Source organism: Pseudomonas sp. WAC2 (assembly GCF_030403525.1).
Lineage (GTDB): Bacteria > Pseudomonadota > Gammaproteobacteria > Pseudomonadales > Pseudomonadaceae > Chryseomonas > Chryseomonas luteola.
Window position 1 is genome coordinate 440022 of sequence record NZ_JAUEPD010000003.1, and the last position, 22619, is coordinate 462640.

Annotated in this window: 16 protein-coding genes; all 16 read right to left on the reverse strand. The window is 55.1% G+C overall.

What is annotated here, in order from left to right:
- Positions 1-20: 20 nt before the first annotated feature.
- The 16 genes from QWJ10_RS09255 to tssF all read right to left on the reverse strand — a co-directional run bounded on the left by QWJ10_RS09255 (position 21) and on the right by tssF (position 22611).
- On the reverse strand, positions 21-533 hold the full coding sequence (locus tag QWJ10_RS09255; RefSeq protein ID WP_289925673.1) for a hypothetical protein: 513 nt from the start codon (positions 531-533) through the stop codon (positions 21-23).
- Positions 523-3588 carry a hypothetical protein gene (locus QWJ10_RS09260; RefSeq protein ID WP_289925674.1) on the reverse strand — a complete coding sequence of 1022 codons (3066 nt, stop codon included), beginning with the start codon at positions 3586-3588 and terminating at the stop codon, positions 523-525. The genes QWJ10_RS09255 and QWJ10_RS09260 overlap by 11 nt, the downstream gene beginning before the upstream one ends.
- A 29-nt stretch (positions 3589-3617) precedes the next feature.
- A complete protein-coding gene (locus tag QWJ10_RS09265; protein WP_289925675.1) occupies positions 3618-4094 on the reverse strand; it encodes a hypothetical protein in 477 nt (158 codons plus the stop codon).
- A gap of 8 nt (positions 4095-4102) precedes the next feature.
- A complete protein-coding gene (locus QWJ10_RS09270; protein WP_289925677.1) occupies positions 4103-6133 on the reverse strand; it encodes a type VI secretion system tip protein VgrG in 2031 nt (676 codons plus the stop codon).
- Positions 6134-6274: 141 nt separating this feature from the next.
- Positions 6275-7261, reverse strand: coding sequence for a serine/threonine-protein kinase (locus tag QWJ10_RS09275; RefSeq protein ID WP_289925680.1), 987 nt, complete (start codon positions 7259-7261; stop codon positions 6275-6277).
- Positions 7262-7272: 11 nt separating this feature from the next.
- Positions 7273-8010, reverse strand: a complete 738-nt coding sequence (locus QWJ10_RS09280; protein WP_150348406.1) for a PP2C family serine/threonine-protein phosphatase — start codon at positions 8008-8010, stop codon at positions 7273-7275.
- Positions 8011-11544 carry a type VI secretion system membrane subunit TssM gene (gene tssM, locus QWJ10_RS09285; protein WP_289925683.1) on the reverse strand — a complete coding sequence of 1178 codons (3534 nt, stop codon included), beginning with the start codon at positions 11542-11544 and terminating at the stop codon, positions 8011-8013. It lies immediately after the preceding gene.
- Between the two features lie 19 nt (positions 11545-11563).
- A complete protein-coding gene (gene icmH / locus QWJ10_RS09290) occupies positions 11564-12439 on the reverse strand; it encodes a type IVB secretion system protein IcmH/DotU (protein ID WP_010796282.1) in 876 nt (291 codons plus the stop codon).
- A gap of 2 nt (positions 12440-12441) precedes the next feature.
- On the reverse strand, positions 12442-13773 hold the full coding sequence (gene tssK, locus QWJ10_RS09295) for a type VI secretion system baseplate subunit TssK (protein WP_289925687.1): 1332 nt from the start codon (positions 13771-13773) through the stop codon (positions 12442-12444).
- A 4-nt stretch (positions 13774-13777) separates the two neighbouring features.
- Entirely contained in the window at positions 13778-14251 is a 474-nt protein-coding gene (gene tssJ, locus QWJ10_RS09300; RefSeq protein ID WP_122041256.1) for a type VI secretion system lipoprotein TssJ, read from the reverse strand.
- A gap of 5 nt (positions 14252-14256) precedes the next feature.
- Positions 14257-15474 (reverse strand): type VI secretion system-associated FHA domain protein TagH, encoded by a 1218-nt coding sequence (tagH, locus tag QWJ10_RS09305; protein WP_289925692.1) that lies wholly within the window; start codon positions 15472-15474, stop codon positions 14257-14259.
- Positions 15475-15492: 18 nt separating this feature from the next.
- Positions 15493-15627: a hypothetical protein gene (locus tag QWJ10_RS09310; protein WP_010796278.1), complete on the reverse strand. Its 135-nt coding sequence runs from the start codon at positions 15625-15627 to the stop codon at positions 15493-15495.
- A gap of 61 nt (positions 15628-15688) precedes the next feature.
- A complete protein-coding gene (locus QWJ10_RS09315) occupies positions 15689-17194 on the reverse strand; it encodes a sigma 54-interacting transcriptional regulator (RefSeq protein WP_289925695.1) in 1506 nt (501 codons plus the stop codon).
- A 10-nt stretch (positions 17195-17204) separates the two neighbouring features.
- Complete coding sequence (gene tssH / locus QWJ10_RS09320; protein WP_289925698.1) at positions 17205-19811, reverse strand: type VI secretion system ATPase TssH; 2607 nt, start codon at positions 19809-19811, stop codon at positions 17205-17207.
- 11 nt (positions 19812-19822) lie between these two features.
- Positions 19823-20830 carry a type VI secretion system baseplate subunit TssG gene (gene tssG, locus QWJ10_RS09325; RefSeq protein ID WP_125889584.1) on the reverse strand — a complete coding sequence of 336 codons (1008 nt, stop codon included), beginning with the start codon at positions 20828-20830 and terminating at the stop codon, positions 19823-19825.
- Positions 20794-22611: a type VI secretion system baseplate subunit TssF gene (gene tssF / locus QWJ10_RS09330; RefSeq protein ID WP_150348414.1), complete on the reverse strand. Its 1818-nt coding sequence runs from the start codon at positions 22609-22611 to the stop codon at positions 20794-20796. The genes tssG and tssF overlap by 37 nt, the downstream gene beginning before the upstream one ends.
- Positions 22612-22619: the final 8 nt, after the last annotated feature.

Below are 22619 nucleotides of genomic sequence, written 5' to 3' on the forward strand. Positions count from 1 at the left end.
ATAAGTTTATTTTATGTAAGCTATTCATTATTTTCTATTATTTTCAAAAGTTTAAATTTATTATCCTCAAATTCGTAGTAACGAGTCCTGTCTCTGTAAGGGAGCGGCTCGTTTTGTAGTCCATGCTCTGGGTCTGCTGTTGTGCCTGTAATTATAAGAAGTCTGCTGTAAGGCTTGAAGTCAATACTGAAAAAACTTTCTCCATCAGTTGTCTCTATCTGATACGCATTAGGAAGAGAAGCGACAACTTTCCCTTTTTGAATGTCTATTACTTCTCCACATACTGCTCCTCCACCGCAGCCATTAGTAAATAATACATAATGCCCGGAAAAATTTACAGGTTGCTTAGCTGCTAGTCTTCTATAATTATTCCATTGATCTTCTTCGTCGGTTTCAATGAAATCATGGTTGGCTCCTCTATATATCGGTATTGCCTTAAAATTATCGAAATTTAAATTATGAGCAAAAATGCTCTTTGAAAGTGTTGAGGTGATAATTATTAAAATTATCAGAGTTAGAGATCTATAATTCATTTTTTTTAGACTCCTCTAAAACTTTAATCATGTCATCTGGCATTATATGTGCTGTGTTTAGGCCGTCATTAGAGTAATAAGATTCACCTTCGAATTGCGCCGTGCGATTTTTGTAGATTTTTTTTCCATTCTGGTCCTTCAATGGCTTACCATCTTTATCCTTTAAAAGGACGGGGCTTATTTTTTTGCCTTTTCTAACTCCTGCAGAAGCAAATTCTTTAGCCCAAGCATAAATGGCCTCTTCAACAGAACCATTTGCTTCTAGAAAGTCTATAATTGGTTTCCTTTTAATTCTCAAAATATAATCTTCAAATATCTTATCTTGCATTTCTGAATCATACTTCAATTTTTTATCTAGATTAAGGCTTTTAACCGCATCTTCCAAAGTGGCGGTTACTATCTGGTAGCGACCTGTTGCAAACATATAGCCATCAGCTTGATTTTTCATTACCTCTTCGATAGTCATACGTGTTAAGTTAGTGTTGTAATAAGATTTGAGAGGACGTAGGCTATTGTAAGCTGAATAATCATTATTTGATTCCACTTTTCCTAAAAGCTCTGCAAAAGAGCTACGTGCCCATTTGTGATCTATCTTATTAATTGTTATGTGCTCTAGAAATGCTATAGGATGAAAATGATAAATGCTCTCAGGTATACAGTAACTATCGGATTTATAAATTTCGTCCCAGAAGACAAGATCATCTATTCTTTTAGATTCATGCTTTAAAATTTCAGGATAATCCTTTAATAATTCTTTTAGTATACTCCATTTTTCATTTTTGGAATTTCCAGACCACTCCGTAGGGTGGTAAGCAATAATTTTAGACCATTGCTCCCGTAAGTTTTTATCTCTTAAAGAGTTTTTTAGCTCTATTGGAGTTACTTCCCCATTACCATCACCTGTTTTGTCTATTTCATTATAAATAGTTTTAAAGAAATCAGGAGTGCTGTTTAATGAGATATAGTTATTCTGCTCGTTTTCATTATTTTTGACGATTCGAAACCCGAGCTTTTCCCAGTCAAGTTGACAAATTAATTCAATGCCTTTTGAGCCAATGGAGCTCTTTTTAATAAGGGCAACCTTTTGTGTTTGGCTTTCAATAATTTTTAGTTTTAAATATTCATTACCTGATTTATCTTTAAATGGCTCTAGTTGAGAATAAGGTAAAATATGCTCGGTTAGGGTTTTTTCTTCTGAATATTTTTCTTCGTCAAGTTCAATGCTAATTGGAGTGCCCGATGCTATCTTTAAAAATCTTCTTCCAATTTTTAAAGCAGCGCTATTTTTTAAAAAATCTGAAAGATGTTCCTCAGATGTAAATATCTCAAAATGGAGTTGATGTTTACTATTTTTTTTCCCAGCTTCGCTACTGGATGGAGTTTCGTAAAGGCCCATATATCCTACAGGATCGCCAGCTTTTATTGAGCACTTTGGAATTACAACTGAGTCAAATATACTAGGCGTTAAGCTATGTATTTCTAGAAATTTATATTTTTCATCTGTTGAAACGCATGCCCAAAATTTATTTGGAAGAATTCCTTCTCCTTTAAGTCCTCCAGAAACCAATTCGCACTCAGCAACTGGATACTTATTTCCATCAGGAAATACTAAGTTTAGAATTTGTTCGCTGTTAAATCTGATGATACTTCCCATGTGCAAAACTTGGTTTGGTAGTAATTGATCTCCGACCTTACCTCCCACTGGTTTGCTACGTACTTTGAGGCCGCTGGGTACAGTTACTCGAGCCTCAACAATTCCAGACCAATAGGATGGCTGTAGTTTCTCCATTGACGGAATTTTTTTAAATCTTACATTTCCTTGGGAATCCTTTAGGAATTCACCATTTTCTTTTATAGCGAACCAAACAGTATCATTTAGTTTCTTTTGTCCGATATTACCTTTTAGTATTCGACCTTGTGCAAATCGATATTTATTGTCTGCGGTATTTCTCTCCTCCAATATTTCAAACTCAACACCTGTGGGTATTTTTCCGATAATCTGGCTCTCTTTCTCGTCAATAGGAAGATCTCTTGCGTTCCAGCCACCATTAATAACTTTTAAGTTGAAAGAGTTCGATTTGTTTTTTTTGTAGGTATCATAAGAAGATAAATGCATATAGAGGCTATAGAAGGTTAGTTTGTTTTGCTTTCCTTTGTTTAGGCCGTCCTCTTTATTTTTGGGGGATATATAATTATGCTTGACTAAGCAGAAAGAAGTGGAATATTCAAGCTGCTCACAGGCCGAATTTCCTGTGAACTCAGAAGTTAAATAATTTTTATTTAAACGGTAGGCAATAACTTCTCCGTCAGCAATGCATCTTATAGGTTCAATATCTACGCATTGAGGAGTACTTTGGTCAGTGAAATGTATGCCGCCATGCCAGAAGTTATGATTTCCTAATAAATAATGCCCCGAACTTTCTTCTTCTAAGATTTTATAAATCTCGTCAAAACTATATGAGCCTCCATCCGCCTTTCTTAAAGGAAGCTGATAGCTTTGTAGGCCGTCTGGCTCTTTTTTTATTAGATTTTCATTTTTAGCTGGCGGTCTTATAACTCCGCTGGCTATGTCATTTATGTATTTTAAATATTGTTCTCTTTCAAGTTCTAGATGAGTATGTATAGCAAATGTTCTATTGCCACCTGCACCAGTCCCATATTGGATACCGATAGGTTTTCCATAGTCGACGTATTCTCCATTTTTTACAAAAAAGTCAGTGCGCAGGTGAAGTACCCGACCGATAAGCTTGCCGTTTGGACTATCATATATATTGACTGTCCCGAAGCTTTTTTTTGTTTCTACATAGCCGCTTATAGGGCAAGGGACAGGAATTGCTTGATTGCTTCCATTTATTTGTAATACAAAGTCCTTTTTTATCAATATTCTACCATCTACGGTTTTAGTAACCTCTTCTAAATGCCCATCGATAGTTTCGTATTTACGATTTGGCTCAATCCCAGCTGATGGATGGTGTTTTGCTAGGTCGCTATAAGAGTGTACGGTTTCAATGGATTTTCCTACACTTTCAACGATTGTATAAATTGTTTCGCTCATAAAGTCCGTCCTTAGACTTGCAGATTTAGTTATATGCCGCAGCGATTACCAAAAGCCTTAATGAATATATTATTGTCTGCGGTTTTTATCCAAAATTTAACATTTCTATCGTCACTTTCGCCATACTCTGAAATATTATATCTTTTTGATATAATATATTTTGCTTCTATGTTGTTTTTTTCATTTATGTATACTGCAGAGTTCTCGTTTGATTCTATTCTGTGGAGCTCTAATATTTTTTTATTTAAATTTATATATAAAAAATCATCTATTTCTACAGCGATAGGTGTTTCTTGTTTTTTTTCATAGTTTTTGTCAGCGGGAATATATGCACAGCGATAAACTTCATCTTTATGTTTTTTCCTGAAAATTTCTATAGCCTCTTCGTAACTCAAGGGATTCAAAGGGGAGAATGCTTTGGTTGAATTTTTGCCATAGGAAAAAAAGCTGATGCTAGTTAAAATAATCATTAAAACTAGACGGAAGTCTATTTTTTTATTTGTCATTTAGACATCTACTCAGAAAATAAGAAAAAATATTTTGGCTTAGATTTTTGATCTTCCATATTATTTTTTAAGGTTCTCTCTAGTAATACCCCAGCCTTATCCACATCCGCCTCGCCCGGTAAGCGGGGAAGCTCAATCGCAATACCCGAGCCGTTGCTGGCTGAGCCATCTGCGTTGATTTTGGCCATGGGGCCGATGATCGTGACGCCGCTGGGGTCCAGCTTGATGAAGCTACCGCCTGCCTTTAGGGTGAGTTCGATTCCCGCTTCGATGACCATTTTCTGGCCAGCCTTTAGGTGAATTTCCCGGCCGGCTTGGGTGAGTTGGGCTGTTCCCAAGTGGACATGCTGGTTCTGCCCCACGGTGAGGTGATCGTTAGTCTTGACCTCAACCTTGCGGTCTGCATCCGTGGTGCGGTGTTCCTCAGCCTTGTATTCCGTGTAGCTGTTCGCCTCGACAATGTCGTGTCGCTCATGCCCTACGCGGATCTTCTGGTCGTGCTCGATGTTCTCGTCCCAGTCCCGCTGAGCATGAATATAGATCTGCTCCTGGCCTTTCTTATCCTCAATGCGCAGCTCGTTATAGCCACCGCCGCCCGGTGTGCTCAGGGTCTTGAAAACGCTGCGGGTCTTATTGGCTGGCAGGTCATAGGGCACCTGATGTTCCATGTGGAACAGGCAGCCCGTGACCAGGGGCTGGTCCGGGTCGCCTTCCAAGAACGTGACCAGTACCTCCATGCCGATGCGAGGAATGGCGATACCGCCATAACGATCGCCCGCCCAGCTGGACGAGACGCGTAGCCAGCAGCTGGTCTGTTCGTTGGCCTGGCCTTCACGGTCCCAGTGGAACTGTACCTTGACCCGACCGTACTCATCGCAATGGATCTCTTCGCCCTTGGGTCCGGTGACCACCGCGGTCTGGCTGCCCAGGATCTTGGGCTTGGGATGCTCAAGCGCAGGACGGAAGGGCACGTCCCAGGGCGTCGCTGTGAAGCGGTTGCGGTAGCCCTGGGTAAAGCCGTCGTGCTTGTCCACATCGCTGGTAACCGACTCTTCCAGCACCTGGGGTTGCTTGCCCTCATGCCAGATAGCGGTGAGTAGCCAGAGCTGGTTCCAGTCGCGGCGGGGATGCTCGGACAGTTCCAGAAAGTGGCCGGTCACCAGCTGGGGTTGATCGCTTTCACCTTCGGCCAGCTGATAGTCGCTGCGGTGACGTTCAAGGGCGCGCTGGGCGAGGTGCTTGCCGCGGGTGCGATCGGTAAAGCGACCCGGGTAGTCATAATCTTCCAGGTCGGGTTTGGCGTCACTCTTGTAGGCCGCTTCCATGCGCAGTCGCGGCTGCTCAAAGTCATAGTCGCGGCGCGAGACACGGGCGGTACGGGTTTCCAGGCGTACGCCAAAGCGCTTGACCACCGGCTCGTCTGCCACCAGACCGGAGCCCTGCACATAGGCAGTCGGTGGGGTCAGCCTGGGGAAGCCGGTCTGGTCATCACCAAACACCAGGACGTGGTTATCCTGGGTATGCTCGAAGTGGTAGTGCAGGCCTTCCTCTTCGCAGAGCCGCTGAATGAAGTGCAGGTCGGTCTCATCGTACTGGACGCAATACTCGCGAGGCGGATAGACCGTTGGCCCCAGCTGGAAACGGTAGGCGTCCGCCAGGATGCCGTGGTCTTCCAGCACCTGGGCGATGATCTGCTGGACAGTGAGCTTCTGGAAGATGCGCTGGTTGGTACGGTGCGCAAGATAGGCCAGACGCGGCACCAGCACAACGTGATAGCGAGTCAGGCGCTTGCCGGCATCGCCCTGGCCGATCTGGTAGAGCTGACCATGCACGCCGTTACCGCTGGGCGAGAAGGCCAGAAAGGCGCGCTGATGCAGCAGGGCTTCAAGGTCGAGGTCGGGCCGTTCGCTGACCAGCTCAAGGTCAAAGCGAAAGGGCTGGCTGATCGACTCCTGTCCCGTAAAGCTCAGGACTTGGAAGTCGGTATCAACGCCATCCAGAACCAAAGAAAAATGCGTTTCGTTGGCTGCGAAAAACACAGGCGCCTCCTTGCGTCTGATAGGGAGCGAATCATGTGATCTAGTCGGCTTTTACTCAAGCCCGCCGCTCAACGAAACAGTGATTGCTTCACGTTTCTTGAGCAGCAGCCGACATAAGTCAGCGTTGTGGCTACGAACGGTCTAGGCGGACTGGCGAAGACCCAGCCAGCGACCCAAGGTAGAGGCCTGTTTAACATGGCGAAAACCCTCCAGCAGACCATTAGCATCGACCTGACGATCGGGTTCTGCGAACTGCAGCCCCGTTCGCAACGCTTGCCAGCACGGCTTTGGTAGTTGGGCAGGAGGTGTGAGTTCTATTTGCATGGCACGTGCCTGTTTCGCACTGAGGCGCCGATAGGGATGCTGACCAGTGGCCAATTCATACAAGACACAGGAAACGGCATATACATCAGCCGAGGGCGTCAACGGTGCTCCATCCAACAGTTCAAGGGAGGCATAACGTGGTGTCCAGGCGGTAAAGCGGCTTCGCGAGAGGCGGGGCAGGCCGGGCAGCACGCCTTCTACCGGCTGACCAAGACCGAAGTCGAATAGGCGAAGGCCGTCTTCGGCCAGGATGACATTGCTTGGCTTGATATCACCATGCAGAACTCCCTGACTATGGGCAAAGGCCAATGCCTCCAATAGCGGAATGGCAATGTCTCGCAGCGCCTCCCAGCCCAGGCCTTGTGGGTGATCACACAGCAACTTGTCCAAGGTCAGACCCCGGAGCATTTCCAGCGTTATGTAGGCACGCTCGCTTTCCCGATCGATATCAAAGCCATGCAGGCGAACAATATGGGGGTGACGGAGGCGGGTTGTCAGGGCGAACTCGCTGTAGAGCAATGCACTGGCATCAGGATATTCTGCAAAGTCCTCGCTCAACGTTTTGATGGCTACAAAGGGTTCGGGGTCGCCGTACTGTTCGCGCATCAGGTCGCGTGCGCGGTAAACCGCGCCCATACCGCCTACACCTAATAGGCGCTCCAGTTTGTAGCGTCCGCTGAGCACATCGGGTAACGGCTTTACGCCGTGAGCCCTGGGCAGGGTTTCCGATGCGGAAGGGGTTTTGTTGGCGAAGGCGAAATAGGTCAGCTCGTCTTCGGCAGCTGCCGCGTTGAGTTCGTCCATGAGGTACATCCTTACTCCTGTCGACGGATGACGATGGCGGTCAGGTTGTCGCGTGCGGGGCCTAGCAAGGCGGTATCGAAAAGCCGCTCTAGGGCAACCTGGGCAGACGGCAGGGACAGCGCCGCACCGATCGCGTTCTGACTGATTCCTTTATACAGGCCATCACTGCAGAGAAGCATACTGTCGCCCGGCATCAAGCTGAATTCAAGAATGTCGAGCGCCAGCGTTTCATTGGCGCCTATCGCCTGGGTAAGGGCGTGTGCTGCAGGATGGCGAGCAGCCTGTTCTGGCGTCAGTCTTTCTTCATCGATCATCCGCTGTCGTACCGAATGATCCTTGGTAAGTTGATAGAGCCTACCGCTACGCCAGAGATAACACCGGCTATCACCCGCCCAGACGCAGGCCGCACGCTCTTCGTCGCACAGCAAGACGACTACCGTGCTTCCAATAATGGTGTCCGTCTGGTCGGCCATTACCGTGAGCTCCTGGTTCAGCCGCCGGTTGAGCCAATGAAGGCACTGGCGGATCTGTTGCAGGCGTTCATCGAAGCCTGCGCCTACGGGGAGCTCTGCCAGGCTTTCGATAATGAGGCGGCTGGCCAGATCACCTTGGCTATGACCGCCCATGCCATCTGCAACAGCCCAGAGACCTTGCTCAGGGCTGTCCAGAAAGGCATCTTCGTTACGCGCTCGTACCTTGCCGGCATCGGTACGGGCTGCGCTGCGCCAACGTGTGGCAACGTCACTCATTTAGAGTGACGCCGGCAGTTTGAAGCCGCGCAGGTTGCCCACGTCGAACGGATTCGGCGAGCGCTGGCTGAGCAGCAGATAGCTGGCATGCAGACCTTCCAGATCTGCCTTGACCATGAGGGCGTCCCGGCTGCCGTTCTGCTCAATCTTCATGGCATCCAGCATACGGAACAGGGACCAGGGACCGCTGTTCTGCTCCACACCCACACGGCGACCATTGAGCTCCTCCAGCACGAGGCTGACGCGGCTCTCGTCATTCTCGGCAGGCCAACGGAACGCTGTCTGCACGATCGGGCCATGACGGTATTCCATCTGGTTGTTACCGATGCGCAGGTTGGCACGGGTCAGACTGGAATCCAGTGAGTAGGGCTCAAGCTTGAACATGACCTGCGGCTCCGCCGGATTCTCGGCAAAGAAACTGCGGCGAATCGTCTGGACCCGACCCATCTGAGCGAGGAACTCGCGGGACAGCGGCAGGCTGTGCCCGTCGATGCTACGCAGACGGTAGTTGCCGGAATCACCACTGACGAAAGGCTTCAGGTAATTGTCAAAGAACTTGTCCGCAACGCCCTGCATCTTGAAGAACTCACGGAAGTCCGCAATGGCTACGTCGCTCTCGCTGTCAGCTTTGAAGGGATACCGCTTGTTCAAAGCATTGTTGTAGAACGAATACATCTCGCTCTGGTAGCGCTGGTTCAGGTAGTCATAGGCATCGTTAAGCACCATCATCCAGCTGTCGTCCGCCAGCAGGCTCAGCCAGTTGTTTACCGGCTGCGGCAAGCGATTGGCCGCGTTGCGCAGGCTGTTGATGGCATCACGTTGACCTGCCATGCGATCACGCGCCATTTCAAAGGCGGCCTGCTCGGGGGCGCTGGCATGGGCAAGCCCTGCCATTTGCAGTTGAAGGTCGTTCAGTGCAGCCATGACCGGAACCATATCGGCCGCTGGGCCGCCGTTATCGTCCAGCAGGCGATGCAGTGGCTCGAAGCGTTTCTGCAGCGCTTTCTTGGCCGTATCCGGCAGGTTCTTGGCTAGCGCGTCGCCCGCCTTATCGGCAGCCGCGCTGGCCAGTGCAGCGGCCTTGGCTAGCTTCGCATTACCTTTTGGTGCAGCCTCCGCAAGGGCAGCCGCCGCATCGTTGCCGCCAGACTGGAAGCGGGTGTTGTCGCGGATCTCATTGAGTACTTGCAACAGCGGTGAGTTGGAGGCTGTCAGCGCCGAGAGCTGCATGGCACCCTGATTCGCATCGCCAATCGGAGCCAGTACCAGCTGAGTGACTGCTTCGCTCCAATAGTTGGCGTAGTCGTTGAAGTACAGCTGTTCCAGCTCAACCATCAGGCGCTTAAGGTCCATACCGGAGAGACCGTCGCTTTCGCCCAGTACCCAGTTGTCTTCAATGATATTGCGGACCAGGTTGATGCCTTGGGTCGTAAATGTCTGCTCGTAACCTTTCTGCGTGTAGAAGCCGGGAATGGCAAAGTCTGCACCGCCGTACACGGTACCCTGCGGACCCAGGTGTTGGCTGAAGCGGTATGCCGGCAGGCTGCTCGCCTGATCACGCAACATGCGGTACACCACGTTGGCCAGTGATTCGCTACGCAGGATCTGACGGGCCTGGGCAACGAGTGCATCGTTTAGCGGATAGCGGGTAAAGGATTGCTCCAGGAGGCGGGCAAAGTGGGAGTTGAGCCCATTCTGGACCACGGTGTCGCCGCTGTAGCGGGTCGACCAGTCAGCTGCTACCCAATCCTTCAGGAATCCATTGTCGCGCCGTTCTTCCAGGTTCAGCATCAGGTAGGCGCGCAGACTGCCTAGCAGGCGTTCGCGGTCGTTGAGGTTGGCATGGATCTGCTCTTCCAGCTGGCGCGCCACACGGGGCAGCAACTGATCTACCAGTTCCTGATGATAGGCCTGTTGCAGGGTTGGACGAGCCTTATTGCCCTGATAAAGACCGCTGCGTTCATGCAGTGCTACATCGCTGGCGGCTGGAAAGACATTGGCTACGGCATAGGCGCTATCCAGGGATTTCAACGCTGCCATGGCATCATCGGAGGGTGCCAGCGTCTTGTGCTGATCAGTCAGCTGCTGACCCAGGGTACGCAACTGTTCGAGACGGTCATGGTTTGCACTGAATCCTGTAGCCCACAGTACACCGAACAAGCCCAGACAGGCGGCAGCGCCTGCATAGAGGCCGCGCTGGCCCCAACTGATACGTGACGTTTCACGCTGATCCAGACCTGCCAGGTCGGCCTCAGGAAAGATGACGCGACTGAGCAGCTGGTGGATAAAGCGAGAGTGGCCGGTGCGATAGGTAGGCAGGGCGTTGCTGGGCAGGCCCAGGTTACGGCCGATGTTCATTGTGCTGGGGTCGAGGCTGTTGACCAGCTGTGGAGCGCTGGTGAGGTAGAAGCCACGTAGCTGGCTGGCACGCTGGTAACGGTTGCCGGAAAACGCCAGTTCGACGAACAGGCACAGACGCTCACCGATCAGTGCCAATTGGTGAGGAAAGTCGAGGATACGACCACGGCGTAGGGTATCGCGCTCCTGGTGGATACGCTGAATGACCTGCGTATTCAGGCGGCGCAGCAGCTCTTCGAACTCCTGGCGAACCACTGCTGCGTCTGTAGCATTTTGTTCCTTGCGGAAGCTGGTACCAAAGACCTGCTCGCTTTCCTCGCGGGACAACTGGTCGAAAAACTCTTCAAAGCCCAGTACCTGGTCTGCTTTGCTCAGGACAAGGTATACCGGAACGTCAACCTTCAGCTGCTGATGGATGTCGTGCAGGCGAGCACGAATCTGGCGAGCCAGGGTTTCCAGTTCGATTTCGGTGCCATTGAGCAACTGATCGACCGGTACGGTAACCAGTACGCCATTGAGCGGGCGTGCGCGACGGCGGCGACGCAACAGAGTCAGCAGCATCTGCCATGTGCTGGCATCTACAGTGGCATCCGGCTGGCTCAGGTAGCGGCCTGCGGTATCGACCAGGACACCGTGATCGGCAAAGTACCAATCGCAATGGCGGGTGCCACCGACATCCTTGGTGAGGCGGTTGGCGTCACGGTTAAGCGGAAACTCAAGACCGGAGAAATCCAGAAGGGAGGTCTTGCCACTGCCCTGGGGGCCGATCACCAGATACCAAGGCAATTCCTGTTTCCAGCGCTCGCTACGGGCGCGGTACAGGCTGGAGCTTTTCAGCGTTTGAAGTGCATCCTTGAAACGACTGCGCAGCTCCTGCTGTTCCTCGGTGATCTGTTCGTGACGACGCAGGCGCTCCTGGCCATCCTCGGTTTCGAGGGCGTGCTTTTTACGCACGCCGCTGCGCCAGCTGACGAATACAATGAAGAGGCCCCAGCAGAGAAACAGAGCGCTGAGTGTGACGAGTCGCGTAGTAGCCGGCGCCCAGAATTTATGATCGGCAACGGCCAGCAATGGCCCGACAAACCAGACCAATAAGGCCAGAATCAAAACCAGGGTCAAACTCCAGACCCAGGTCTTACGAAAAATAACCGCCAGATTGCGGAAGAACTGTTTCATTGCGCAAACATCCCTGTCGTCACGTATTTGGCTCGGCCATCTTGGCCGTAGTCAGCTGCTCGTATGGCTGCAGCACGCTTTCGCGTTGCTCGCCCAATACCCAGGCGAAGCCACCGTATAACACACCCAGGCACATCAGGGTGAACAGGGCGACCAACCACCACGGAACAATGCGTACAAGGCTGCGGCGACCATCCTGCAAACCTTGCCAATGGGGCGACAGCTCACGGGGAATATCGCCACGCAGCTGACGAATCTGCCGGTAAACGCTGTCGCGGATCGCTTCAAGTTCTAGCATGCCGCGGGGCAGGACCCGATACTTGCCCTCAAAACCCAATGCAAGACACAGGTACATGAGTTCAAGCATCTGGAGATGTTTGACGGGGTTGCGCGTCAGACGCTCCAGCAACTGGAAAAACTTCTCGCCACCAAAGGTCTCGTTGTGAAAGGTGCTCAGAAGGCTCATTTGAGACCATTCGCTTTCATTGCCCCACGGTGTTGTGACTACGGCTTCGTCGATGACGGTGCACAGCACATAACGCGCTGCCATGACCTGGCCGCTTTCAGCGCCTTCGCCAAAGGCTCGATGCTCGAACAGTTTGATGGCAGTCGTAAGGCGCTCTTTCAGGGCGTACAGGTCTTCGGCGTGATAGCTGTGCTTTAACTGAACTACTTCGGACAGCAGGCCGGAGGCGGCAGCAATCAGCGGGTTCACGCTCAAGTTGAAGCTTTCCGCCGGACGCAGGCGGGCCGCATAGATCATCCGTTCTTCCAGCTGCTCAACGCGAGGCGAGTCGGCAAAATCGGTTAACGGATTGTGAGCCGAGCTCGCCGTACCCTGGCGGCTCAGCACAACGGTTTTATCATCCTGACCGTAATCGTGATCCTTGATCATCGTCAGCTCCTGACTGCCCAGAATTTGAGTTCGAGCCCGGGGAAATCACCGGACACGTGAATGGCGAAGCCGCCCGACTGCTCCAGCTGCGCCTGTTCGTCGGCGCTGAGTTCGAGGGCGAAGTAGGTTTTGCCGGAATGGAACGGAATCTGCCGCGGCGCAACGGGCATGGGCTTGATCCGGATGCCGGGCAGGTGCAGGTTGACCAGCTGGCGGATACGCTCGACCGGGCCGATCTTCAGATGAGCCGGCAGGCGCTGGCGCAGCTCTTCCGAGTCGCACTGCGCACTGGCCGCCAGCACGAAGGAGGCGGAGGTGATGAGACTGTGGTCGTGCAGTGGCGATACCTGAATGCCGTACTGACGTTGTTGCAGGATCAGTTCAACCGCATGCTGCTCCAGCACCATCGACAGGACATGGCGCAGCGAATCCATCAGCTTGCGAAAGCTCAGGGCCTGATCGCTGTGCTGATAGCGGTTATCCAGACGCGGGCGCTTGGTTTCGCTGGAGAAGGTGGCCAATTCACCCAGAAGTCCGAGCAGTTCGCGGAAGATCAATTCGGGATGCAACTGCTCAAGCGTGAGGTAGTGGCGCAGGGTCGGCTCGTAGCGGTTGATCAGCTGGAGCATCATGAAGTCGCCCACTTCCGCGGTGCCTACCTTGCCGGTGGCGCGGATACGCTCGGCCAGAATATCGCCCCGGTGGGCCAGCATGCTGATGACTTCCTTCAGGCAGGACAACAAGTAGTCCGAAGCATGAACATGAAGATAGGTTGGGGTGAAGTCGCCATCCAGGCTGATGACGCCATCCGGCGTCGTGTCCAGTACTTCGCAGACCTTGAGCTTGACGAAGGCTTCGTCATTGGATCGCTCGCCGAGCAGTAGCTTGAAGTCCGGGCGGCCACAGCTGACCTGACTGATAATACTCTCGCCAGCGTTCGAGTCAGCCACTTCCGCCTCATAGGCACGGTAGCGAGCCAACACATCCTTCTGCTCGGGACGGCGTGTCTCGACATGGTTGCCCGTGACCAGCGGCAGGGCTAGATACACGGAGGTGCTACTAGTATTGGCGGGAATGTCCAGTGCCAGGGGCTCGCCCTCGCTGGTCAGCTCAAACAGCGTGCCATCCGGCAGAACGCCGGAGGCCTGGCTGATCACGAGTTTGCCCATGCTCAGAAACTGGCGATCAATGACCAGATTGAAGAAACCCCAGGCATAGCTGCCCAGTTGGCGTGTACGTGCCTTCAATTGATCATCGTGATACCGATCGCTTTGCTGGAAGTGCTGTGGACGCAGCAGCATACCTTCCTGCCAGATCACTTTATGTGCAGTCATGGGATCAGTCCTTGGCCTTTTTTTCAGGCGCGGCGGAGTGAATGCCTTCGGCATCCAGGGATAGATCCGCACGGGTGATCTGCTTGGCCGGAACTTCAATCACGTAGCGCCATTGGGTTTCCGGTAGATCACGGTACGCCGCCAGCACACCAACATAGCGGCTGCCGTCCTGGACGGACAGCTTCAGGTCACGTTTCTCGCCCGGGCGCAGCTCGATCTCTTCGGAGGCGACCAGATCCGGCGACAGCGCTTCGCGCGGGCGCTCGTATAGCGAGAAGAAATCCGCGTTCTGGAAGGCAACTGGATGCTTGAGTTCGATCAGGCGGATCACGATGGGCGAGGGACGACCATTGAGGTCCGGGTTCAGGGTATCGCTACCCGACAGGCTCAGGTCGAGCTTGGACATATCGGAGCTCAGGGACGAGCAGCCTGTCAGGGTCATGGCGGCCAGCAGGGCCAGGGGAGCGAAGCGGATCATGGGTTTCATCCTTGAAAATCGGTGTTGAGCGTTGCGATCAGACGGACCTGCTCTTCATAGGCAGTAGCGAAATCGCGGGCGAACAGGCGCTCGCTCCAGTCTCCATCCTGACGCAGGCTGTGGTGATGACGACGATATGCACGCCAGCGGCTGCCGGCGGTAGCGAATAGAGGTTTGCGGCCCTCGCGCTCGAACCGCAGGGTCAGCTGCTCAGGGTCCAGTTGATCCAGCGTCGCCTTGACTACCGCGCGACTGGCAGCAAGCAGGGCAACCTGATGAGCCTGAAGATCCCGGTAGGCACGGGTGATGGCCTGATCTGCCGGTAGCTGGCCGGGCTTGTCGCCCTTGAGCATATGTCCCAGCGTTTCGGTGCTGTCAGCGCCGTGCTTGAGCGGGTTATTACCGGCACTCTGAACGGTCGTGAGGGACAGGCGCAGCTCGTTCTTCACCTCGCTGCGGGTGCGCAGGGTTTGTTGCAGCCCATTCATGCTCTGACGCAGCAGACGCGCCGCATTGAGGGCCAAGGCTTCGCGTGCTTCGTCGTCCAGGCTGGACAGATCCAGGCCAAGCGCCTGACCGTAGCGGTCCCAGAACTTCTGTGATTGCCGCTTGGGTGGCGCCGCCCGTACCGGTTCCGGCTGTGGTACTACTTCCGGCTCAGGTATGGGAATCAGCTTGGGTACGGTCAGGCTTTCCATATCGACACGGGCATAGTCGGTACGGGATTCATCGACACGCGGACTTACCAGGCTGGATAACTCGTCGGGCTCCGTATAGCCCTGATCCTGACGGTCGAGGGCCGTAAGCGGGTCCAGTTCGAGAAAGGCATCATCCGGGATCAGACCATTGGCGCTGTTTGCCTGCATGGGGCGGCCCAGGTCCAGATCGAAGCGCGAAGGGTCTTGCAGGAGGCGGGCACGGATTTCGAAATCACCCAGGCAGAACGTGTTGCCGTGTTCGATACGATGTGGCTGGCCTTTGACCAGGCGGGCGCCGTTATCCTTGAGCGTGATGCCGTTGCTGCTGGTATCCGTGAGATAGAACGCGTCGTCACGGTAGCTGACCAGTGCATGGTGGCCGGACAGGACGCGATTACGATCCGGGATCACCCAGTCGCTGTCCTCGGCGCGGCCAATAATGCCGCCGACCTGTTTGAAGGTTCGCGTCGACAACATGCCGGGTACGAATTGCTGGGCGCTGACCAGATCAAAAACCAGTTCCATGGTGATGTACTCCTTGCGTCAATTGCCGCGGTTGAGTGCTTTCGGATCGCCAAGCGGGCGATAGTCCTTATCGGTGCTCTTGGGGTTGCTGGAGCAGCCAGCCACGCCCAGCGTCAGGGTCAGTAGAGCGGCGATCCAGAGTCGAGTGGGCATGTTGGCTACCTCAAGTGATGCGTGTAGGGGTGTGAAATGGGTAAAACGGGCATGGACCGGCTCATAGGTCAGTCGGGCTGATATTCAGCCGCTCCATGCGGTACAGCAGCGTGCGGCGTGGCAGACCGAGCTCACGGGCGGCGTGGGTCTGGTTGCCATTGTTCTTGCGCAGGCAGTCAATGACGAGTCCGCGCTCCAGCTGGTCCATCCGCTCGCGCAGGGTCAGGCCGACTTCAGGCATCGTCTCCTGGCGCAGCGGAAAATGTTCAGGTCGTAATTCATTGCCATCGCACAGCAGAACCGCGCGTTCAACGAGGCCTTTGAGTTCCCGGACATTGCCTGGAAAGGCATAGCCCGCCAGACGATCCAGGGCGGCCTCTGTCCAGCGGCAGGGCTCGCGCTGCAAAAAGGAGCAGGCGTTCTCGGCAAAATGGCGGGCTAGCCGGGGAATATCATCGCCACGCTCACGCAGTGCTGGTAGCTCGATGGGGAAGTGCGTGAGGCGGTAATACAGATCCTCACGGAAATTGCCCTGTAGCACCTGGTTGTAAAGATCGCGATGGGTCGCGGCAATGATGCGAACATCGACCTTGTGCGTCTCGGTAGAGCCGAGCGGACGTACTTCGCCTTCCTGCAGTACGCGCAGAAGCTTGGCCTGGAGCGTCAGGGGCATATCGCCGATCTCGTCCAGAAACAGGGTGCCGCCATTGGCAGCGTCAAACAGGCCTTGGCGATCCCGGTCGGCACCGGTAAAGGCTCCTTTGCGGTAGCCGAACAGCTCGCTTTCGAGCAGACTTTCCGGCAGTGCCGCACAATTCTGAACCACGAACGCCTGAGTACGGCGAGCACCACAGTCATGAATCGCGCGGGCAACCAGTTCCTTGCCTGTGCCGGTTTCGCCGGTCAGTAATACCGTGACCGGGTTATGCAGCACCTTACTGATCAGCTGGTATACGCCACGCATCGCGACGCTGTCACCAATCATGCCGTATCCACTGGCGCACGGCTTGACCGACTCGACTACCGGAGCGGTTTCCGGCTCGGATGTCTGCAGGCGCTGCAACAGGTTGAGCTGAGCGATGGCAAAGGTGCCCAGCGGCGAGAGCAGGCCACTCAGAGTCTCCAGGTCGCGGGTACGGTGTGTCGCGCACACCATGACACCTTGTACGCTGCCTTGTGCATCGGCCAGCGGCAGGCACAGTAGGCTTTTCCAGGTATAACCTGCTGGTAGAAAATCGACGGCATGCAGGCTGGGGTGAAGCTCGGTCAGAGCCAGCGGGCGATTCTGGAACAGGCAGTATTGCAACAGCTGGCCGTCGTAATCGGCGGGCAGGCTATCGTCGTGGCAGGACTGACGCTGCTCATCCAGCCAGGCTGCTGACAGGTTCAGCGATGTATGCGTGGCGTCCAGAAGATACAGCTGACAGAGATCAGCCTGAGAGAGCTGGGCAGCCGCTTCGATCAGCTCTCCCAGCAAGCTGTCGCGACTGGCCTCCTGTGCCAGACGCGCAAAGCGCTGAAGCAGCACTTCGGTCGGGCGCAAGGGCTGAATGGCTTCGGGAAGCATTGCGACCACCTCAGGCAAACTCACACATGACTGCACCATTGCCATCCAGCGTGGCGTGTACGCGGGTCAATGTTTCCCCTGCCGCCATGGCTTCCAGCAAACGGTCGGCGATGCGGGGAAGCAGGTGCTGGTCAAGCAGGTGATCGATCAGGCGGGCACCACTGTCGCTCTGGGTGCAGCGTTCGGTCAGATGATTGACCAGCGCTTCACTGTGGCTCAGCGTCAATTGACGGCGGGCCAGACGCTGGCCAAGGCGCTCCAGCTTCACGCCTACCAGCTCACGCAGCACGTCGCCACCTACGGGGTAGTAGGGGACAACGCGCATACGGGCCAGCAAGGCCGGCTTGAAGTGGCGGGTCAGTGCAGGGCGAATGGCCTGTTCCAGCTCATCGACGGGCGGACGCTGGCCCTCTTCGCACAGGCTGGCGATACGGTCGCTGGCCAGGTTGGAGGTCAGCAGGAAGAGGATATTGCGGAAATCGATCTCGCGGCCTTCGCCGTCATTGGCAACGCCTTTGTCGAAGATCTGATAGAACAGATTCAGAACGTCCGGATCGGCTTTCTCGACCTCATCCAGCAAGACGACAGAATAAGGCTTCTGACGTACAGCCTCGGTCAGCATGCCACCCTCGCCATAGCCAACATAGCCGGGCGGTGCGCCGATCAGACGAGAAACCGTGTGCTTTTCCTGGAATTCGGACATGTTGATCACGGTCAAGAAGCGCTCGCCACCATACAGCAGGTCCGCGAGACCCAATGCCGTTTCGGTCTTGCCTACGCCGCTGGGCCCTACCAGCAGAAATACGCCGACAGGTGCATCGGGATTGTTCAAACCCGCAGCGGCTGCGCGCATGGCCCGATTGAGCACCTCAATGGCCTGACTCTGGCCGCGAACGCGTGCGCCCAGATCATCGGCGAAGCGGGCAACCTTCGTATTGTGCTCGCGAGCCAGCTGGGACAGGGGTACGCCTGTCCAATGGCTGATTACTTCGGCTACCAGGCGCGGGCAGACCTCAAAGCTGACCAGGCGCTCTTCCGCCTGGGCGGCTGAAAGCTCAGCCTGAACGGCTGCCAGCGCCTGCTCCAGTGCGGGCAGGTCAACTTCTTCGGCTGTATCGCTTTCGGCAGCTATGCTGCCTTGCTTCATGCGTGCTTCAGCGCATTGCTGGCGAAGCGTCAAAAGGCGAGTGGCCAGATCACGCTGGGTGCTCCAGCGCGTCTCCAGTTGCGCCAATTCGTCCTGGGCTTCCGCCAGACGGTCTTGCAGACGGTTCAACGCTTCTCCGTCAATGGCAAGGCCGGACTCCTGATCACGGCTCAGCGCAGCAAACTGGCGCTCGCCCTGGGCGATTTCGCTGCGTAGGCGCTCGACGGCTTCTGGCGCAGCGGCCAAGCTGATACGCACACGGGCGCAGGCAGTGTCGAGCACATCGACCGCTTTGTCGGGTAGCTGACGTCCGGCCAGATAGCGTGCGGACAGCTCCGCAGCAGCTACGACGGCATCGTCACGCAGGTAGATGCCATGACTTTTCTCATAAACGGAAGCCAGGCCGCGCAGGATGGTAACGGCTTCTGTAACAGTCGGCTCCAGCAGCTTGACCGGCTGGAAACGGCGCGCCAGGGCCGGGTCTTTTTCGAAATACTTTTTGTACTCGCTCCAGGTCGTGGCGGCCACGGTGCGCAGTTCGCCACGCGCCAGCGCAGGCTTCAACAAGTTAGCCGCATCAGAGCCACCTGCCTGGCCGCCGGCACCAATCAGTGTGTGGGCTTCGTCAATGAAGAGAATGATCGGTTTGGGCGACGCTTTGACTTCATCAATCACGCCTTGCAGACGGCGCTCGAATTCACCTTTGACGCTGGCGCCAGCCTGTAGCAGGCCCAGGTCCAGGGATAGCAGCTCGACGCCTTTGAGGGCTTCCGGCACTTCACTGGCGGCGATACGCAGCGCCAGACCTTCGACGATAGCAGTCTTGCCCACGCCCGCTTCGCCCACCACGATGGGGTTGTTCTTGCGGCGACGGGCCAGGATATCGATCATCTGGCGAATGGATTCATCGCGGCACAGGACTGGATCGAGCTTCCCATCACGGGCCTGCTGCGTAAAGTTATGGGTAAAGCGTGCCAGGAAGGACTCGCCAGAAGCCGCCTGTGCCGATGCAGCCTGCGGTTTCTGGGACTGGGCATAGTCGCGTAGACGCTCGGCATCAAGCTTGGCGATTAAGGGCTGGTACTGCGTACCCGCATAACGCATCGGATTGCGCAGCAGAGCCAGGATAAGCGCGGCGGGGTCGATGTGGCTCTGACCCAGCTCCAGGCTAGCCACCAGCAGGGCATCCTGAAGCCACTGCACCAGCTCCGCTGAAAAGACCGGATTACGGGACTCGCTGGCTTCTCCGCGAGGTTGCAGAGTGCGCGCCAGCTCACCCGATTCGATGCCTGCATCCTGCAGGGCGCGAGCCAGCAAGCTGTCGGTACGCTCCAACAGATTTAGCATCAGGTCTTCGACCAGGATCTTGCTGCCCCCACGGGTCAGGCAGCGTTGGGCGGCCTGTTCCAGGTCGCGGCGGGTGTCGGCATCCAGTGCCTGTACCAACTGTTGCAGGTCAACGTTGATCATGTCATCAGTCCTTAATGAGTCTTGCCGGCCAGCGTTACGACGCCGTCCGCATGTTCATGGCCAAGCCAGCTGGTCCAACCCAGGCGGCACGGGTTATCGGCGCCAAGCCGCAGCTCGCGGATGGCATCGGTGCGCAATTCCAGACGCAGGTCGTAGTCCAGCGGATCGCGCAACGTGAAGCGCACCAGGGCGCATAGCGGCGCATAACCTGCGCCAATGGGAAGAAATTCGTGGAAGCGGTTCCAGTCCAGCTCGCGGATATGAATACGAAACTTGCCGCTGCGATCACGCACCTGCTGCCCCAGCACCAGGTTCTCGCCCAGGGTGCTGTTGCCCAGGCCCAGGCGGTTCTGTTGATCGGTAGAGATCTGCACCTGACGCTCGATGCACTGCTCGATATGCATGGCGGCATGCTTGAAGTAGTAGCGCAGCACCGCTTCGATCAGCGCCGCCGAGTGGGCGCGCAGGCTCAGCAGTCCTAGATAGGGCAGCAGGCGCTTCCAGTTGAGTTCCTGCGACTGGCGAATCGTCTCGCCACGCAGGCCGATCAGGGCGAACAGCTGTGCGGAAAAGTTATCCACAGCGCCACGTTGAAAGCTGGCGTTGTATCGATATTTACGCCAGATCGGCAGCAACAGGCGCTGGAAGCGATGATTGAAAAGATCCAGAAACTCGCGGGTCGGATTACCGGAGGGGCCATCCCCCAATGCCTGCTCGCTATAAAACGCAGGCAAGGGCGAGCCGGCACCCGCCAGGCTGACCAGGTTCAGGCGCATCCGCGCGCGCATCTCACCGTCTTCTTCGAAGAACTCGATGCGATCGATATCGCTACCCGGAAAACCCAGGCTTGGGTTGGCCTGAAATTCGAGGCGGTCGTAGAGCGCTTCGTCATCCAGGTGGGGATTGTTCTGTCTGAGCTTCTCCAGTACCCGCTGTATGCCCTGAAAGAGGGTGTACTCACGGATACCGCAGCTCAGCGAGCTCAAAGCAAGGGCTGTTGCCCCATGCGCGGCGTCCATTGGTACACCTCTCCTTGTGTGCTTTTCACGCGCAGCTCATGGTAGGAATTGAGGCTGGCGTACAACGCGAAAAATTCATTGAGGACCGAGGCGAAGACAAACAGGTCGCCTTCGCCCAGAAAGCCCTCGGGATCCATGGTCAGCTCGGTGCTGATGCCGCGGACAGGTAGCCCGCGGTGAAGCCGGTCAACCGGCTTGTGGTTGATGCTTTTCAGAGCGCCCAGCTGGCGGCGGCTGATCTTTTCCGCATGCTGGTCGTAGTAGCGCGGCAGGTCGTAAGTTTCGAGAATCACCTTGAGCGCCTCTACATCGGAGAGCGACAGGTAATTCAGCGACATATTGGAAATGAGCTTCCACAGGAAATCACGCGACAGTGGCGGCGCATAGCACGGTGTCGCGGTAGTGATATTGCGAAAGCTCAAGAACTCCGGCGTGTCTTCGCTAGGCAGGCAGATGTCGCCCAGCTTGAGCTGCAACGGCAAGTTCTGGTTGGTGCAGACAAGCTCGATAGACAGCGTCTCGTGACGCTCCTGGGCTACGGCATCACCAAAGCGACTACCTGACTCCTGAATGCCGAACGATAGATACGTGTCGACGCCGTCATGCAGGATCGAGGTACGCTGGCGCACGCTGTAATGCGGGCGCGCCTTGGGCACATCGAAGCTTGCATCGTGCTCGAAAGACTCGAACGGCACATAGTCTTCATAGCCCATGCCGCCGGGTCGCCAGCCGGTCACGCGCTCAACGGAATAGACGCCGCAGTGCTCGGTATCGTATTCGGCCGGCAGCAACAGGTACTCGTCCTGCTTGCCATCCAGGCGGATGGGGAGGGCGTCATGGTTGAACAGGTTTACGATCGGCGTGCAATAGAGGCGTACGTTGTCACGGGTGGGGCGAAGACGCTGGCTGCCCACCTTGCGCAGATCGAAGCGTAGCTCCAGGCCGCGCGTCTTCTTGATGATCTCTTGAGGCAGCGCATTGACGATGCTCAGCCCATCAAGCTCGACGAACAGGAACTTGTCCTGGAAGGCAAAGTACTCCTGCAGGAAGCGGTAACCCCGAAAGGTATTGTGCGGGTAAGGGATCAGCGCTTCTTCCTCGTCGACACCTACCGCACGCAGTCGGTCAGCCCCCAGCTTGAACTGGATCGGCGTATCGTCGGGAGACTTGACCGGCTTGTTGTCGGCATCCAGCGGTATCAGCTGGACACCTTCCAGATGACGCAGCAGTGCCAGGTACAAGGTCTGGCTGATGTAACGCTCACCGGCCAGATGCAGGCGTAGGCGTTTGAGGCCGATATCGCCCAGGTGGCCTTCGGCGCTCAGGGTCAGGCGCAGGTTGAGCAGGGCACCTTCGCCTTTAGCGGAATACTCCAGTGCGGACAGGTCCAGCGGTAGCACGTCCGTAGCAAAACAGGTCCGGAAGCGGCAGCTTACGTCCTGTACCGGACGCGCTTCCACTGGCGTGTTGCGTGCAACGGTAATGGCTCCACCGGGACGCTTGAGCGGGTCGAACTGAAGCATGCTGAACGCCGGTAGCGGACGCATGTAGTTTGGCCACAGCAGATGCATCAGGGAGTGGGTCAGCTCTGGCAACTCGTCGTCGAGCTTCTGGCGCAGGCGTCCGGTCAAAAAGGCAAAGCCTTCCATCAGGCGTTCGACATCCGGATCCCGGCCGCTCTGACCCAGGAACGGTGCCAGGGCCGGGCTGCGCTCGGAGAAGCGCTTGCCCAGCTGCCGTAGCGCGGACAGCTCGCTCTGGTAATAGTGGTTGAACGACATGTGCTTTC